Source organism: Flavobacterium sp., assembly GCF_035299005.1.
Taxonomy (GTDB): Bacteria; Bacteroidota; Bacteroidia; order Flavobacteriales; family Flavobacteriaceae; genus Flavobacterium.
In genome coordinates this window covers 120,451-135,210 of record NZ_DATGXL010000012.1, presented here as the reverse complement: position 1 = coordinate 135,210, position 14,760 = coordinate 120,451, and the positions used below count along the sequence as shown (strand labels likewise).

The 14,760-nt window shown below is 30.7% G+C and carries 20 protein-coding genes; 13 read left to right on the top strand and 7 right to left on the bottom strand.

All coding sequences use genetic code 11. From position 1 onward, the window contains the following. Positions 1-36: 36 nt before the first annotated feature. The 5 genes from VK164_RS06535 to VK164_RS06515 all read right to left on the bottom strand — a co-directional run bounded on the left by VK164_RS06535 (position 37) and on the right by VK164_RS06515 (position 3,857). Positions 37-384, bottom strand: a complete 348-nt coding sequence (locus VK164_RS06535; protein WP_324208586.1) for a hypothetical protein — start codon at positions 382-384, stop codon at positions 37-39. Beyond that, positions 374-1,501 (bottom strand): carboxypeptidase-like regulatory domain-containing protein, encoded by a 1,128-nt coding sequence (locus VK164_RS06530; RefSeq protein WP_324208585.1) that lies wholly within the window; start codon positions 1,499-1,501, stop codon positions 374-376. Before VK164_RS06530 ends, VK164_RS06535 begins: the two co-directional genes overlap by 11 nt. Positions 1,502-1,538: 37 nt before the next feature. Continuing rightward, complete coding sequence (locus VK164_RS06525; RefSeq protein WP_324208584.1) at positions 1,539-2,435, bottom strand: hypothetical protein; 897 nt, start codon at positions 2,433-2,435, stop codon at positions 1,539-1,541. Between the two features lie 2 nt (positions 2,436-2,437). Further along, positions 2,438-2,971 carry an RNA polymerase sigma factor gene (locus tag VK164_RS06520; RefSeq protein WP_133607877.1) on the bottom strand — a complete coding sequence of 178 codons (534 nt, stop codon included), beginning with the start codon at positions 2,969-2,971 and terminating at the stop codon, positions 2,438-2,440. 64 nt (positions 2,972-3,035) lie between these two features. Beyond that, positions 3,036-3,857 carry a DUF6929 family protein gene (locus VK164_RS06515; protein ID WP_324208583.1) on the bottom strand — a complete coding sequence of 274 codons (822 nt, stop codon included), beginning with the start codon at positions 3,855-3,857 and terminating at the stop codon, positions 3,036-3,038. 83 nt (positions 3,858-3,940) lie between these two features. On the opposite strand from VK164_RS06515, the gene VK164_RS06510 reads away from it, so the two are divergent. The 11 genes from VK164_RS06510 (at position 3,941) to ftsY (ending at position 11,292) form a co-directional block, all read left to right on the top strand. After that, complete coding sequence (locus tag VK164_RS06510; RefSeq protein WP_324208582.1) at positions 3,941-4,819, top strand: PPK2 family polyphosphate kinase; 879 nt, start codon at positions 3,941-3,943, stop codon at positions 4,817-4,819. Positions 4,820-4,829: 10 nt separating this feature from the next. Beyond that, positions 4,830-5,780, top strand: a complete 951-nt coding sequence (locus tag VK164_RS06505; RefSeq protein WP_324208581.1) for a YARHG domain-containing protein — start codon at positions 4,830-4,832, stop codon at positions 5,778-5,780. A 65-nt stretch (positions 5,781-5,845) separates the two neighbouring features. Beyond that, positions 5,846-6,412 (top strand): DUF2306 domain-containing protein, encoded by a 567-nt coding sequence (locus tag VK164_RS06500; RefSeq protein WP_324208580.1) that lies wholly within the window; start codon positions 5,846-5,848, stop codon positions 6,410-6,412. Between the two features lie 38 nt (positions 6,413-6,450). Next, positions 6,451-7,221 (top strand): 3'-5' exonuclease, encoded by a 771-nt coding sequence (locus VK164_RS06495; protein ID WP_324208579.1) that lies wholly within the window; start codon positions 6,451-6,453, stop codon positions 7,219-7,221. Positions 7,222-7,290: 69 nt separating this feature from the next. Beyond that, on the top strand, positions 7,291-7,902 hold the full coding sequence (locus VK164_RS06490; protein WP_324208578.1) for a fumarylacetoacetate hydrolase family protein: 612 nt from the start codon (positions 7,291-7,293) through the stop codon (positions 7,900-7,902). 1 nt (position 7,903) lies between these two features. Next, a complete protein-coding gene (locus VK164_RS06485; RefSeq protein ID WP_166235925.1) occupies positions 7,904-8,248 on the top strand; it encodes an Hpt domain-containing protein in 345 nt (114 codons plus the stop codon). Positions 8,249-8,278: 30 nt separating this feature from the next. Next, positions 8,279-9,526 carry a CinA family nicotinamide mononucleotide deamidase-related protein gene (locus VK164_RS06480; protein ID WP_324208577.1) on the top strand — a complete coding sequence of 416 codons (1,248 nt, stop codon included), beginning with the start codon at positions 8,279-8,281 and terminating at the stop codon, positions 9,524-9,526. A gap of 79 nt (positions 9,527-9,605) precedes the next feature. Next, the gene (rpmB, locus tag VK164_RS06475; RefSeq protein WP_008253904.1) at positions 9,606-9,848 is read left to right on the top strand and encodes a 50S ribosomal protein L28; all 243 of its coding nucleotides are present in this window, start codon (positions 9,606-9,608) and stop codon (positions 9,846-9,848) included. A gap of 21 nt (positions 9,849-9,869) precedes the next feature. Continuing rightward, the gene (gene rpmG, locus VK164_RS06470; protein ID WP_008253902.1) at positions 9,870-10,052 is read left to right on the top strand and encodes a 50S ribosomal protein L33; all 183 of its coding nucleotides are present in this window, start codon (positions 9,870-9,872) and stop codon (positions 10,050-10,052) included. Between the two features lie 8 nt (positions 10,053-10,060). Next, on the top strand, positions 10,061-10,213 hold the full coding sequence (locus VK164_RS06465) for a DUF4295 domain-containing protein (protein ID WP_113988621.1): 153 nt from the start codon (positions 10,061-10,063) through the stop codon (positions 10,211-10,213). A gap of 125 nt (positions 10,214-10,338) precedes the next feature. Next, positions 10,339-11,292, top strand: coding sequence for a signal recognition particle-docking protein FtsY (gene ftsY / locus VK164_RS06460; RefSeq protein WP_324208576.1), 954 nt, complete (start codon positions 10,339-10,341; stop codon positions 11,290-11,292). A 198-nt stretch (positions 11,293-11,490) separates the two neighbouring features. Here ftsY and VK164_RS06455 read toward each other — a convergent pair whose 3' ends face one another. Then, complete coding sequence (locus VK164_RS06455) at positions 11,491-12,558, bottom strand: serine hydrolase (protein ID WP_324208575.1); 1,068 nt, start codon at positions 12,556-12,558, stop codon at positions 11,491-11,493. A 104-nt stretch (positions 12,559-12,662) separates the two neighbouring features. On the opposite strand from VK164_RS06455, the gene VK164_RS06450 reads away from it, so the two are divergent. Further along, complete coding sequence (locus tag VK164_RS06450) at positions 12,663-13,079, top strand: lipocalin family protein (RefSeq protein ID WP_324208574.1); 417 nt, start codon at positions 12,663-12,665, stop codon at positions 13,077-13,079. A gap of 2 nt (positions 13,080-13,081) precedes the next feature. Next, positions 13,082-13,378: a DUF721 domain-containing protein gene (locus tag VK164_RS06445; RefSeq protein WP_324208573.1), complete on the top strand. Its 297-nt coding sequence runs from the start codon at positions 13,082-13,084 to the stop codon at positions 13,376-13,378. Between the two features lie 63 nt (positions 13,379-13,441). On the opposite strand, the gene aceA is transcribed toward VK164_RS06445, so the two are convergent. Then, the gene (aceA, locus tag VK164_RS06440; RefSeq protein ID WP_324208572.1) at positions 13,442-14,719 is read right to left on the bottom strand and encodes an isocitrate lyase; all 1,278 of its coding nucleotides are present in this window, start codon (positions 14,717-14,719) and stop codon (positions 13,442-13,444) included. Positions 14,720-14,760: the final 41 nt, after the last annotated feature.

Below are 14,760 nucleotides of genomic sequence, written 5' to 3'. Positions count from 1 at the left end.
GATTTGTAAATATAAAAGCTCCTGTTGGAGCTTTTTTTATATTTCTTTCTTTTTCCACTTCTCAAAACCTAAAACACTTGGCTTGATTTCTTTTTGCCATTGTTTTCCGTAATTTTTATTTAAGAACTCAAAAACTAATTCGTTTTTAACTTCATATTCTTCAAAATTTGTAGGAGCAATGCAACCAAAATCGTGAAACTGAATATTGTATTTTTTAGCAAAATCCAAATCTTCTTTGGTAATTACAGAATCAATTCCGCCTAAAAGATAAATAGTTTTAGTGTTTGAATTAATTTCGATTTTGATAGTGTCGTTTTGTTTTTTCTCTTGTGCTTGAAGGACTATAGAAGCAGTAAAGAAGCAGAATAATAATTTAAAATTCATTTTTTCTAATTTTGGATGAAACGTCAGCACCACCCCATTCCACAAGAGTAAACCCTTTTCTTTCGGTTTTTGGAAGATGCTGTTCGTTAATTTGTGTATAATTTTCTAAACCATAAAATTCCATATAAATTCTAATAGTAGTTTCTGGTTTTGGATTGACGTTTAAAGTAGCAATTTCGTCGCATTCTTCGTTTATCAAGAAATGAATAAAATTGTATCTATTTCGTTCTAAAATTGGCAACCAATATTGTATAAATTCATTTGTTTCTTGATTGTTTAGACCAATGTGTTCCAGCTTTTCAATGAAAAATTCGGTTAACTTTTCTTTTGGTACAATAAAACCATCATCATATTTATAATGCTCTTCTGGGAAATCAATCGTTCCGTCCCAAAATAAAGAGTTGTAATAACGTTTAGATTTTTTATCGAAAATTTGTCCGTTTGGCTCAGCAATTACATCCCAACTTTTGTCGTATTTTGGAAAGGTTGTTAGCAGTTTGCCTTTTAAATCAATTTTTAAATCAATTGTTGTTTTTTCAGTTGGATAAAGATAGATGACAGGTTTTTCAAGTATAATCTGTTGGTCTGATTTGAGATTGATAACAAGATTTTCTTTGTTTTCAATTTTTACTTTTTGTGATTTGAATTGTAAAAAAGAAATCTCTAAAACATCATTTATTTTAACTTCAATTGAAAATTTCCCATCAAAATCGGTTTGCGTTTCAGCTTTTGAGTTTAGATTTTTAATGTATACACCTGAAAGTTCTAATTTTTCACAATCATAAACGGTTCCAGAAATTTTAAAAACTTCAGTTTCTTTGTTTATTGAATTTTCTGCCGAATATTTTTTATATAATTTCTTTAATTCTCGTTTGGAAATATCTTTTGTAGTAATTAGAATGGCACCGTTTTTTGCATTTTGGCCATAAATTGCAGTTGCTGCTTTGTCTTTCAAAACATTTACAGATTCGATGTTTTTTGGATCAATTGCTTCAAGAACATCTTTATGAAGAATATTTTCATTAACAACTATTAAAGGAGAATTATCAGTTGTTTCTTGAGCGAATATAGTTGTTATTGTGAATAAAAAAATAAATAAATTTAGTAATGCTTTCATAATTAAATTTTTGAAATTGTCCTTATTTTTGATTTTATTATTTCTTAATCGTAATTATAATAACCCCATTTTTTCCTTTATCACCATAAATCGGAATAGCTCTTTCAGGTTGTAAAACAACTATGGTGTCAATATTTTGTTTGCTCAATGGTGCATATGGACTCGTCGGATTTTCACCATATAATTCTTCTTCTGTATAAGCGACTCCATTGATATAGTATAATGGATTTTTAAGTTCAATAACAGATTCATAATCTGCATTTGAAATATTTTTTGGTGATTTTTTGGTTAATTTTCCATCAATAAGTACTAAGTCATCATTGGCTACTTTTTTGTCTTTTTCTTGGATAGCTTCAGCAGATATTACACTTACAGCATCATAACGTCTTCCTTTTGCTAAGTAACCAGAATTATTAATTGAAGCAGAATTAGAAATATCATTTTTGTTATTTGGTGCAAAACTTGTTCTAGCAAGTTCGTCTACTTCTTCCATTGCAATTGGAGTTGCAAGTTGCACTTCTTTTTTCGATTTATAATTGATAGTATCGTTGATTACAATGTTGTTTTGAATTACAATTTGTTGCTGTAAAATCTGCTCTGCCTCTTTTTTAATTTCCGGATTTGTATTTACCAAGCCATTTTCTGATTCTGGTGTTGGAATGCTACTTTTTGTCGTGTCAACTGTAGTAATTGTACTTTCAGGAATAATTATAGCTTCATTTTCTTGTAATAAGAAAAAAGTTAACGTTCCTACTAAAACTACTGATGCTGCCATAGCTAATTTTTTCCACAAATGCTTCTCTTTTTGAAGTGTTTGTGTTTCCATTTTGTCTTCTACACGAGCCCAAATTTTCTCCATGCCAGGAAAGTCTTTTTGCTCGGCGTTTTCGGCAGCCTGTTGTATTTTTTTATATAATTTTTCTTCTGTTCCCATGACTATTTTGCTTTTTGATAATAAAAAGTTCTTACCAATTCTTTTAATTTACTTTTTGCCGCATTCAATTGCGATTTTGATGTTCCTTCACTTATGCCAAGTTGTTCTGCAATTTCTTTGTGTGAATAACCTTCAATCACAAACAAATTAAAAATCGTTTGGCATCCATCGGGAATATAATTCAGTAAATTGAGCAAATCTTCTTCTTCTAAATCGGTAACTTCATCAGCTAAAGGTTGCGAATTGTAACTCACATCTTCCAAATACAAATTAAAGTTGATGTTCTTTTTAATTTGTAAAAGGCAATTGTTCACCGTTATTTTTCGTGCCCAAGCTTCAAAAGCCAAGTCTTCTTTAAGTTGTTCTATTTTTGTGAATATGGTAAAAAAAGCATCGGCCAATACTTCTTCTATTTCTTCTTCCTTTTTTAAATACCGTTTACACAAACGATAGAGTTTTGGTGCCATAGTTTCATACACCAAGCGTTGTGCTTCACGGTGTTGTTTTCGGCAGCCTTGTATGTGTTTTACATCCATTAGTAAACTTGCTTTTTTATATAGAGCATAAAAATTAGTAGAAGGTTGGGAAGTAAGTAAAAAATTATTTAGTTAATGTCAATTTATATATAGTTGCTTCTAAAACGTCAGTATCATTGTCTTCACACAATAAAAAATCTAATTCGGTTGTACTTTCTCTATAAAGTGTGATGCCTTCAAATTTATGTTTGTCAGAAATAATTATTGTTTTTTCAACTTCAAAGGTTTCTGGATTTAAAACACCAACCAAAGAACCTAGAACTTCTCCATCTAAATATGTTGAGTTTGTATCTTCTGCAGACGCAAGAAAGTAAAATTTGTCTTGAACCATAATAGCATCTGTAAAAGTAGTTTCGACGTTTTTAATTTTTGGAAGTGAAATGGGATGGAATTTAATAGGTTGTGTTTTATCATTTTCAACCACAAATATGCCGTTTTTAGACTGTGAACCATTACCTCTTTGAAATAAATACATTGTTTTTTCAATACTAATGCTGCCTTCAATGTTTAGTTCGTCTTCTTTTAAATTGGCCAACATACGAAGTTGAACATATAATTCACTCAAATCTCTACTTTTTGTTTTTTGGGTTTCCAAGTGAAAAGTCATCATTTGATTTCGATTATTTGTAGAACCTGAACCGAAGATATAAAGTTTGTTTCCATTTTTAGCAATGGATTCAAAATCGTGTTTTTCTTTTTTAGCAATATTTTCTTTCGGATTTTCTACCAAAGCAATTTTATGAAGCTCTTTTGCGTCAATTGCATATTCATATAGATAAGAGCTGTTATCAGAAATAATGAATAAGGAATTGTTTTGAAATAATATTCCAGATGCAGAACCAATTCCTATAATATTTAAAAAGATTTGAAGTTGAAATTTTTCCATATTTTTACAAATGTGTTTTAGGTTTAGAAGCTTTAAATAGCATCTAAAATTACTATTTTTACAAATATTAAATTGAAATTAGGATGGAAAATATAAATATTGAAGATTTTAAGGTAAAAGGAACAATTAAATTAACTGATTTTACCACAAAGTTGCCAATTGATACAGACAAAAATCAAGAAGAATTAGCGTTGGATAAAATTCAGAAAAAGCTATCTAAAAAACAAGACGCCATGTATGCACATAATCGTTATGCGTTTTTAATTTGCTTGCAAGGTATGGATACTAGTGGAAAAGACAGCTTAATTAGAGAAGTTTTTAAAGAATTTAATCCGCGTGGAGTAGTAGTGCATAGTTTTAAAACGCCTAATTCAACCGAATTAGAGCACGATTATTTATGGCGTCATTATTTGGCTTTGCCTGAAAAAGGAAAATTTGCGGTTTTTAATCGCACGCATTATGAAAACGTATTGGTAACACGTGTCCATCCCGAATATATTTTGTTTGAAAATTTGCCTGGAATTGAAAAAGTTGAGGATATAACACCTCAATTTTGGGAGAATCGAATGGAGCAAATTATGAATTTTGAAAAGCATATTTCGCAAAATGGGACAAAAATTTTGAAATTTTATTTTCATATGAGTAAAGAAGAACAGCGAGAACGCTTGCTGAAACGATTAGAAAATCCTGAGGATAATTGGAAATTTAGTACTGGCGATTTAAAAGAGCGCGAACGTTGGGACGATTACATGAAATATTATGAAGAAGCTATTAATAAAACATCAACCGATTTTGCTCCATGGTATATAGTTCCTGCTGATGATAAAGGAGTCGCAAGATACATTGTGGCTAAAGTGATTTGGGAGGCATTAGAAAATTTAAAAGGCATTACAGAGCCAGAATTAGACCCAAAAGTAAAAGCAAATATTGAAACATATAGAGCACAGTTAACAACGAAATAGTATTCAAAATATGAAAGTTAAATTAATAGGGTTATTGCTTATTTCTTCTTTATTTGGATGTAAAGAAGCGATTAAGAACGATGCGAAATTTGTTGCTGAGCAAGATTTTGAAGATATTCAATTCACTGAACCAAAGGTTAGTAATAGTTTAATTGTAAATACAAAAGAAGATTTATTAGGTTATTGGGTAGGCGATTTTAATGCCAATTTATCAGATGAAGAAATGGATACAATTTATGGAAATGAAAAATACGCAAATTTAATTACTAGAAAAATAACATTTTCGATAGATGAAATTAAAGGAGATTCAATAATTGGTCATTCTATTTCTGCTGGAAACATTAGTCCATTTAAAGGTTTGTTAATTGAGAATGCTTCTGCTTTTACCATGCAAGTTGATGAATTCAAAAAAGCTAGAACCGATGGAAAATTTATTGTAGAAATAAAAAAATCTGATTCTATTTTAAAAGGAAATTGGGATGCATATTCTCATTCCGAATTAATGATTTATAAACGAAATTTCGATTTAAAAAAGAAACTTTTTGTTTATGATAAAACACAAGAATTAGATATAACTTTTTTTGATACAGATAAGTCAAAAGAATATGTTTATACTACAGACACAATTGAAGGAAAAGTAGAAGAGTATGTAGATAGCGAATATTATGCAACTACAGAAAAGTTGTTTGAAAAGAATGCTTCAAATGAAGAATTAACTTCAAATTTTGTTTCCAATCTATCAAAAGCCGATATTTTTATTCTCAGAAATTCCATTTTTGCACGTCATGGATTCGCTTTTCGCGATAAGCAATTACGCATGTATTTTGAACAATTTAATTGGTATATGCCTGTTTTTGGTGATGTTAAAGACGAATTAACGAAAATCGAAAAGAAGAATATAGATTTGCTACTTCGATATGAGAAAAATGCTGAGGAATACTATGATACTTTTGGTAGATAATGTGGATTAAATATTCAAAATACCTTTTGTGGATTGGATATATTTATTTTTCATATCTACTTTTATTGATAACACTTCAATATATTCCATATCATACAGATGTTGCTTTTTTACGAATTAAACAAGAAGTAATTGTCCTAAATCATTATAAAATTGCTTTTTTTACGCATGTTTACACAAGTATATTTTTGATGATTTTTGGAGCATTACAATTTTCAAATTACATCCAAAAAAAACACATACAATTGCATCGAATTTCAGGAAAATTTTATGTTGGAATCCTTTTGTTGCTTTCTGGGCCAAGTGGTTTGGTAATGTCATATTATGCAAATGGTGGGTTGTTGGCACAAGTTTCTTTCTTGTTATTGTCAACTTTTTGGATGTTATTTACTTTTTTGTCTTTGTATTTTATTTTAAAAAAACAAGTGATTAAACACCAAAAATTCGCTATTCGAAGTTTTGCGTTAACATTATCTGCAATTTCACTTCGATTGTTCAAATATTTGTTGGTTTTCTTTTTTGAGCCTTTGCCGATGGATGCATACAGGATTGCAGCCTGGTCAGGTTGGACGTTTAATTTATTGGTTGCCGAATTAATTATTTACTATAAATTTTCAAGAATTAGTAAATAAAAAAATCTTCATTTATCTTTGTAGGATATAAAATCGCTATGGAATTAAAATTAACACGCCCAATCTGCTTTTTCGACCTTGAAACTACAGGAATTGATGTAGCAAGAGATCGAATCGTAGAAATATCAATATTTAAAGTATATCCAAACGGAAATAAAGAAAGTAAAACTTGGTTGGTAAATCCTACCATTCCAATTCCGCCTCAAACGACAGCAGTGCATGGAATTACTGATGAAAAAGTAGCCAATGAGCCAACATTTAAAGAGTTAGCGTCTCAAATCCATAATATGATTAAAGATTCTGATTTGGCTGGATTTAATTCGGATAGATTTGATATTCCACTTTTAGCTGAAGAACTATTACGTGCTGAAGTAGATTTTGATATGAAAAATAGAGTTTCTGTAGATGTTCAAACGATTTTTCATAAAATGGAAGAACGTACTTTGAGTGCTGCATACAAGTTTTATTGTGGGCAAAGTTTAGAAAACGCCCACAGTGCAGAAGCTGATACGATGGCAACTTACGAAATCTTAAAATCACAATTAGATAGATATGAAAATTTAGAAAATGATATGAAATCGTTATCTGAATTTACAACACGAAAAAAATCAGTTGATTTTGCTGGATTCATTGCTTTGAATAATGAAGGAAAAGAAATCTTTACTTTCGGAAAACACAAAGGAGCTTTGGTAGATGATGTTTTTGATAAAGAACCAGGTTATTTTGGTTGGATTCAAAATGCTGATTTTCCATTATATACTAAAAAAGTGTTGACAGGAATAAAATTGAGAAAGTTAAATACTAAATAAAGTGATTAGTGAAAAGTAATTAGTGAATAGTTGCTAATTACTTTTTACTATTTACTAATCACCAGAACTATGAAAATAATCTGTATCGGTCGCAATTATGTTGACCATATTTCGGAATTAAACAATGAAAAACCTACAGAACCTGTAATTTTCATGAAGCCAGATACAGCGGTACTACCTAAAAAAACGCCATTTGTAATTCCCGCATTTAGCAATGATGTGCATCATGAAGTAGAAATTTTGGTAAAAATCTGTAAGGTTGGAAAATATATTGATGCTAAATTTGCGCATAAGTATTATGACGAAATTGGATTAGGAATCGATTTTACAGCAAGAGATGTTCAAGCTAAGTTAAAAGAAAAAGGTTTGCCGTGGGAAAAAGCGAAGTCATTTGACCATTCAGCGGTTATTGGTGCCTTTTTATCGAAAAAAGATTTTTCTTCTGTAGAAAATATTAACTTTGAGTTAAAATCTAATGGAAAATCAGTGCAAGTTGGTAACACAGATTTAATGTTGTGGAAAATAGATGAGCTAGTCGCTTATGTTTCACAATATTTTACATTAAAAAAAGGAGATATTATTTTTACAGGTACTCCTAAAGGTGTTGCTAAAGTTGCTGAAGGTGATGTTTTAGAAGGTTTTATTGAAAATAAATCAATGTTTAAAATTCAAATCAAGTAATATGGCGTTACAGTATAATTTAGCAAAAGTGTATGAAATATCAGAAAATGATACTGAGTTTGCCTTGCAAATTGTTACTTTGTTTTTAGAAGAAGTACCTGCCGAAATGAAATCTATTAAGACTGCTATTGAAGAAAAAGATTATACTAGAACTTACTCTGCTTGTCATAAAATTAAGCCAACATTAGATTTATTAGGAATGGATATGGCTTATGAAGAAAATATTCAGATTATGACATGGGCAAAAGCTGAAGGAAAACGAAAAGAAATTAAAGAAGTTTACAAATCTTTAAAAGATAGAATTGATTTAGCTATTAAAGAAATAAAAAAAGATTTCAAATTATAATTGCCAATTCCCAAACTATAAATATTACCTATGAAAGCCACAATTGTAACAATTGGCGATGAGATTCTTATTGGCCAAATTGTAGATACAAATTCATCTTATATTGCTAAAGCATTAGATAAAATTGGAATTGCCACACATGAAATGTTATCAATTTCTGATGACAAGGAGCATATCTTAAATACCTTTCAGAAACTACAAAATGATGTTGAAGTTGTAATTATTACGGGTGGGCTAGGTCCAACAAAAGATGATATTACTAAAAAAACATTTTGTGATTATTTTGAAGATACATTAATTGAAAATGAAGCGGTTTTACTTCATGTTAAAGAGATTATTGAAGGTTTTTACAAACGGCCAATCACTCAAATTAATAGAGAACAAGCCTTGGTGCCAACCAAAGCAAAAGTGCTTTTTAATAAAGCAGGAACTGCCCCAGGTATGTGGATGGAAAAAGAAAATACAGTTTTTATTTCCTTGCCAGGAGTGCCGTTTGAAATGAAATATTTGATTGATAATGAAGTAATTCCTAATTTAATTCAAAAGTTTGAGCGCCCTTACATTGTGCATCAGACAATTATGACTTATGGGAGAGGAGAAAGTTTGATTGCAGAACAAATTGAAGAATGGGAAGATAGTTTGCCAGATTTTATAAAACTAGCTTATTTGCCAAGTCCTGGAAAAGTTCGTTTACGATTAACAGCAAGAGGAACAGATGAAGAATTGTTAAAAAATGAAATAAAAAGACAAGTTCAAAAGCTTGATTTATTGATTCACGAGATTATTGTTGGATATAATGAAGATGAGCCTATTGAAGTAGTTTTAGGAAGATTATTGACTGAAAATAAGGTAACAATTTCAACTGCGGAAAGTTGTACAGGCGGAAAGATAGCTGCTTTAATGACTGCAAATCCGGGGGCTTCAAATTACTTTAAAGGAAGTGTTGTAAGTTATGCTACGCAAACTAAAATTGATATTTTAGATGTTTCAAAAGAAATTATAGATAAATATGGTGTGGTTAGTATTGAAGTAGCTAAAGCAATGGCATTAGGCGTTCAAAAACTGACAAAGTCAGATTATGCAATCGCTACGACAGGAAATGCTGGGCCATTAAAAGGTGATGCTGATGCGGAATTAGGAGTAGTTTTTATTGCAATTGCATGTCCAAATGATGTGTATGTTGAAGAGTTTAACTTTGGTCAACCACGTGAAAAGGTAATAGATAGGGCGGTTAGTAAAGCATTGGAACTCATTTATAAAGAAATTTTAAAAAAATAATAAAAGATAGTTGTGTATATGAAATCGATTTTGTTTCTTTGCACCCTGATTTTAGATAACGAAATAAAGCTGAATAATAATGTCAAGAGTTTGTGAACTTACAGGTAAAAGAGCAATGGTAGGGAACAATGTTTCTCACGCTATGAACAAAACAAAGAGAAAATTCTCTGTTAACTTAGTAAAAAAACGTTTTTACATTCCTGAAGAAGATAGATGGGTAACGTTGAAAATTTCAACTGCTGCATTAAAAACTATTAATAAAAATGGAATTGCTGCTGTATTGAAAAATGCAAAAGCAAACGGATTTGTAAAATCTGTATAATCCGCAATAATATATATCAAAATGGCAAAGAAAGGTAATAGAATCCAAGTTATTTTAGAATGTACGGAGCACAAAACTTCAGGAGTTCCTGGAACATCTCGTTACATTACTACAAAAAATAAAAAAAATACTCCAGATAGATTAGAGATTAAAAAATTTAATCCAATTTTAAAAAGAGTAACTGTACATAAAGAAATTAAATAAGATAAGTCATGGCAAAGAAAACCGTAGCAACTTTACAAACAGCTTCTAAAAGATTAACCAAAGCTATTAAGATGGTTAAATCTCCAAAAACTGGCGCTTACACATTCGTTGAATCTGTGATGGCTCCTGAATTAGTAGATGAATTCTTGAAAAAGAAATAATTCATAAAACAATTATATAGATAAGCTACTTTCGTTTGAAAGTAGCTTTTTTATTTTTACATTTGTTGCAGTATTAAGATATTGATGATTTCAATCGCTTAAAAAAAATAATCAAACCAAATTCTATGAGTTTTTTTAAAAAAATATTCTCTTCTGATAAAAAAGAGACTTTAGATAAAGGCTTAGAAAAAACTAAAATATCGTTTTTTTCTAAACTTACTAAAGCTGTTGCTGGAAAATCTAAGGTAGACGATGAGGTTCTTGATAACTTAGAAGAAATATTGGTGTCTTCTGATGTAGGTGTAAATACAACACTTAAAATTATTAATCGAATAGAAGAAAGAGTTTCCAAAGATAAGTATTTAGGAACCGATGAATTAAATGGAATTCTTCGTGAAGAAATTGCTAGCTTATTATCTGAGACTAACTCAGGAGAAGCTACTGAATTTTCAATTCCAACCAATAAAAAACCATATGTAATCATGGTAGTTGGAGTTAATGGTGTAGGAAAAACCACAACAATTGGGAAATTAGCATATCAATTTAAAAAAGCTGGATATAAAGTAGTTCTTGGTGCTGCTGATACTTTTAGAGCTGCAGCTATTGATCAATTGCAAATATGGGCAGATAGAGTAGGTGTGCCAATAGTAAAACAACAAATGGGAAGTGATCCTGCTTCTGTAGCTTTTGATACTTTACAAAGCGCTGTAGCACAAAATGCAGATATTGTTATTATTGATACAGCTGGTCGTTTACACAATAAAGTTGGTTTAATGAATGAACTTTCTAAAGTAAAAAAAGTAATGCAAAAAGTGGTAGAAGATACACCAAATGATGTACTTTTAGTATTGGATGGTTCAACAGGGCAAAATGCTTTTGAACAAGCAAAACAGTTTACTGCAGCTACTGAAGTTTCATGTTTAGCGGTAACAAAATTAGACGGAACTGCAAAAGGAGGTGTAGTGATTGGAATTTCAGATCAATTTCAAATTCCAGTTAAATATATAGGTGTTGGTGAAGGAATAGAAGATTTGCAGGTATTCAATAAGTATGAATTTGTAGATTCATTTTTTAAATAAAAGCTGATGGAATTTTTAAAATATAAAATGGTTAAGTTGCTAATTGCAGCTTTAGTACTCGCTCTAATTGCCATTCCTTTTGATGAAATAGATGCGATTTATTTGACTTTAAGGTTAGTTTCGTTCGCAATATTAATGTATGTTTTTATTAAACTTACAAGTGCAAAAAAGAAAGTAAAAAAATAAAAATAAATGCTGTTAGTTGATAACAGCATTTATTTTTTCCCATAAAGCATTGTCGAATCCCGATACTGCAAAACTTGGATTTGTTGGATCTGAAGCTTCTCCCATTCTTATAATGACTATTTTTTTACTTGGAATTATATAAATTCGTTGGTCTGAAGCTCCCATAGCAGCATACATTTCTGCTGGAGCATTAGGTACTAAGAAACCATTGTATTGTGTTTGACTACCAGGAACCATATAACTTGATTTTCCATTTAACCACCATAAATAACCATAAGATGGATTAATGTTTTGTGATGTAGAAATACTTTCGTTAAAATACGTTTCATTAATAATTTGTTCATTGTTCCATTTTCCTTTATTTAAAGCAAGGAGTCCAAATCTGGCCATGCTTCGAGTGTTGCTATGGTATATTTTATAAATGATACCATTGTTCCAAAAGCCATCCATCCCAATTTTATTTTTTAATTTAGAATTAAAATAATTTTCATAGGTTTGTCCGCTAGAAGCAGCTACCACATCCATTAGTTTTTGAAATACATTATGATAAGACCATCTTGAGCCAGCATCTGCTAAATAGATCATGTTAGTTATTGTTACTAAGTCGTTCTCGTCATTAATTCCAGATGTCATGGTTAGTAAATGTCTAGAAGTAATTAAGTTTTCTTTATCAATAGATTCGCTAGTCCAACCTGTTCCAAGATAATCGGAAACTTTATTGTTTATATTTAATAAACCTTCTTGTTGAGCTATTCCCGTAACTGTTGCAGTAAGCGTTTTTCCTGCACTATTCCATTGCCAAGTATCAGTTGAGGTATGACCGTTGAAATAGTTTTCCATCACAATTTTTCCATTTTGTAATATTATAAAACTTTTGGTGTTTTTAGATTCTAAATAATCTAATAATGGTTGTACTTGTGATTGATTCCAACCTAAACTAGCAATGCTTTTTGTTTCCCAAACCGTTGAACCAATTGGGGGGAAGTACATTTGCTCTTCTGGAGTTGAAGGAGTTGCTGAATCATCGGAACCACAACTAAATAGAGTTGAAAGTACAAATAGGGATAGAATTTTTTTCATAGTATTTATAAAATGGTTACATATTCATTAGACAATAAAAGTAAGGAATAGTTTAATTTGAAAGATAAATAATTGTAATTTTATACCATAATAATGTGTGTACAATGAAAAAAATAATATTATTTTTTGTTTTTGGATTGTTTTTATCCTGTAAACAATCTATTTCTGAAGCTGATTTGCAAAATTTAAATGGTTATTGGGAAATTGAAAAAGTTGAGCTCCCTGATGGTAATAAGAAAGAATACAAGGTAAATGAAACTATAGACTTTTTTAAAATTACTGATAAAAAAGGTTTTCGTAGCAAAGTAATGCCGCAAATTGATGGGACATATTTAACAAATGATTTAAAAGAAGGTGTTGTTGTTGTGCTTAAAGATGGTGATGCTACTATTCAGTATAAAACAAATTATGCTAATTGGAACGAAGAAATTATTGAATTATCTAAAGATAAATTAGTGGTCAAAAACCAGCAAGATTTGGAGTATCACTACAAAAGACCCGTTAAATTTTCGATTAAATAGGTATGGCAAAACGATTCAACGAAGAAAGTCCTATTGGAGATGTGTTGAAACAATTTATTTCTCAAAACAAGTTGGAAGCAGGTATGAATGTTGTTAATGTTCGTGATGCTTGGAAAAATTTAATGGGAAATGGTGTTAATAATTATACTACCGAAATACAATTAAAAGGTTCTACTTTATATGTAGCTTTGTCTTCAGCTGTTTTGAGAGAAGAATTGAGTTATGGAAAAGATAAAATCATCAAAATGATTAACGAAGAACTTCGAAAAGATGTAGTGACAAATCTGATTTTACGATAAAAAAAGCCCCAATTCTTAATAGAAATGGGACTTCAACAAACCAAAAATTAAAGACTAATAAGATTAAAATTGTGCGGTTTCTGTAGAATTTTTCATCGCTACAGTTGAAGATAATCCTGCAGTGACTGCATTTTGAACTTCATCAAAATAACTTGTTCCTACAAAATTTTGATGTTTTACAGCTCTAAATCCTTCAGCTTGTAAAGCAAACTCTTTTTCTTGTAATTCTGAATACCCTGCCATTCCTTTGCGTTTGTATGCTAAAGCTAATTCAAACATTGATGTATTTAAAGCATGGAATCCAGCTAATGTTATAAATTGAAATTTATATCCCATTTTTGCAATATCTTCACGAAATGTTTCCATTTGCGCAACAGATAATTTTGCAGCCCAATTGAATGATGGAGAACAATTATATGCTAATAATTTTCCAGGATATTGTGCATGGATTGCAGCGGCAAATTTTCTAGCTTCTTCTAAATCTGGTGTTGAAGTTTCTAACCAAACTAAATCTGCATATGGAGCATATGATAATCCTCTGTCAATTCCTTGTTCAATTCCAGCATCAACGTAAAAAAAACCTTCTGGAGTTCTCTCTCCAGTAATAAATTTTCTATCTCTTTCATCAATGTCGCTGGTTAATAAATTTGCAGCATCTGCATCGGTTCGAGCCACAATTAATGTTGGAACACCCATTGTATCAGCCGCTAATCGTGCAGCAATTAATTTATTGATAGCTTCTTGTGTGGGAACTAAAACTTTTCCGCCTAAATGGCCACATTTTTTTGCAGATGAAAGTTGGTCTTCAAAGTGAACTCCTGCAGCACCAGCTTCAATCATACTTTTCATGAGTTCAAAAGCATTTAAGTTACCTCCAAAACCCGCTTCAGCATCAGCAACAATTGGAACTAAATAATCTTTTTTGTTTTCAACTTTGTTCACAGACTGAATTTGGTCGGCGCGTAACAATGCGTTGTTAATACGCTTAACAACTAATGGAACACTGTTAGCAGGATATAGAGATTGATCAGGATACATTTCGCCAGCTACATTTGCATCTGCAGCTACTTGCCAGCCACTCAAATAAATAGCTTCTAATCCAGCTTCTACTTCTTGAATAGCTTGATTTCCTGTTAATGCGCCTAAACCAGCAACCCAATCCTGATTGTTTAATTTGTTCCAAAGAATTTCAGCTCCACGGCGTGCAATAGAATATTCTATTTGATATGAACCTTGTAGTTCTATTACTTTTTCTGCTGTGTAAGGTCTTTCGATACCTTTCCATCTTGGATTTGTTGTCCAATCTGTAACTAATTGTTGAATTCTTTCTTCAGTTTTCATAATTTTGTGGTGTTTTTAGATAGTTATTATTTTGTAATTAT

Bases quoted from the DNA above. Each gene is read 5' to 3' on its own strand.
- VK164_RS06465 (WP_113988621.1), top strand. From the start codon at position 10,061: ATGGCAAAGAAAACCGTAGCAACTTTACAAACAGCTTCTAAAAGATTA.
- rpmG (WP_008253902.1), top strand. From the start codon at position 9,870: ATGGCAAAGAAAGGTAATAGAATCCAAGTTATTTTAGAATGTACGGAG.
- VK164_RS06445 (WP_324208573.1), top strand. From the start codon at position 13,082: ATGGCAAAACGATTCAACGAAGAAAGTCCTATTGGAGATGTGTTGAAA.
- VK164_RS06505 (WP_324208581.1), top strand. From the start codon at position 4,830: ATGAAAGTTAAATTAATAGGGTTATTGCTTATTTCTTCTTTATTTGGA.
- VK164_RS06450 (WP_324208574.1), top strand. From the start codon at position 12,663: ATGAAAAAAATAATATTATTTTTTGTTTTTGGATTGTTTTTATCCTGT.
- VK164_RS06455 (WP_324208575.1), bottom strand. From the start codon at position 12,558: ATGAAAAAAATTCTATCCCTATTTGTACTTTCAACTCTATTTAGTTGT.
- ftsY (WP_324208576.1), top strand. From the start codon at position 10,339: ATGAGTTTTTTTAAAAAAATATTCTCTTCTGATAAAAAAGAGACTTTA.
- VK164_RS06525 (WP_324208584.1), bottom strand. From the start codon at position 2,435: ATGGGAACAGAAGAAAAATTATATAAAAAAATACAACAGGCTGCCGAA.
- rpmB (WP_008253904.1), top strand. From the start codon at position 9,606: ATGTCAAGAGTTTGTGAACTTACAGGTAAAAGAGCAATGGTAGGGAAC.
- VK164_RS06490 (WP_324208578.1), top strand. From the start codon at position 7,291: ATGAAAATAATCTGTATCGGTCGCAATTATGTTGACCATATTTCGGAA.
- VK164_RS06485 (WP_166235925.1), top strand. From the start codon at position 7,904: ATGGCGTTACAGTATAATTTAGCAAAAGTGTATGAAATATCAGAAAAT.
- VK164_RS06480 (WP_324208577.1), top strand. From the start codon at position 8,279: ATGAAAGCCACAATTGTAACAATTGGCGATGAGATTCTTATTGGCCAA.
- VK164_RS06535 (WP_324208586.1), bottom strand. From the start codon at position 384: ATGAATTTTAAATTATTATTCTGCTTCTTTACTGCTTCTATAGTCCTT.
- aceA (WP_324208572.1), bottom strand. From the start codon at position 14,719: ATGAAAACTGAAGAAAGAATTCAACAATTAGTTACAGATTGGACAACA.
- VK164_RS06495 (WP_324208579.1), top strand. From the start codon at position 6,451: ATGGAATTAAAATTAACACGCCCAATCTGCTTTTTCGACCTTGAAACT.
- VK164_RS06530 (WP_324208585.1), bottom strand. From the start codon at position 1,501: ATGAAAGCATTACTAAATTTATTTATTTTTTTATTCACAATAACAACT.
- VK164_RS06515 (WP_324208583.1), bottom strand. From the start codon at position 3,857: ATGGAAAAATTTCAACTTCAAATCTTTTTAAATATTATAGGAATTGGT.
- VK164_RS06510 (WP_324208582.1), top strand. From the start codon at position 3,941: ATGGAAAATATAAATATTGAAGATTTTAAGGTAAAAGGAACAATTAAA.
- VK164_RS06520 (WP_133607877.1), bottom strand. From the start codon at position 2,971: ATGGATGTAAAACACATACAAGGCTGCCGAAAACAACACCGTGAAGCA.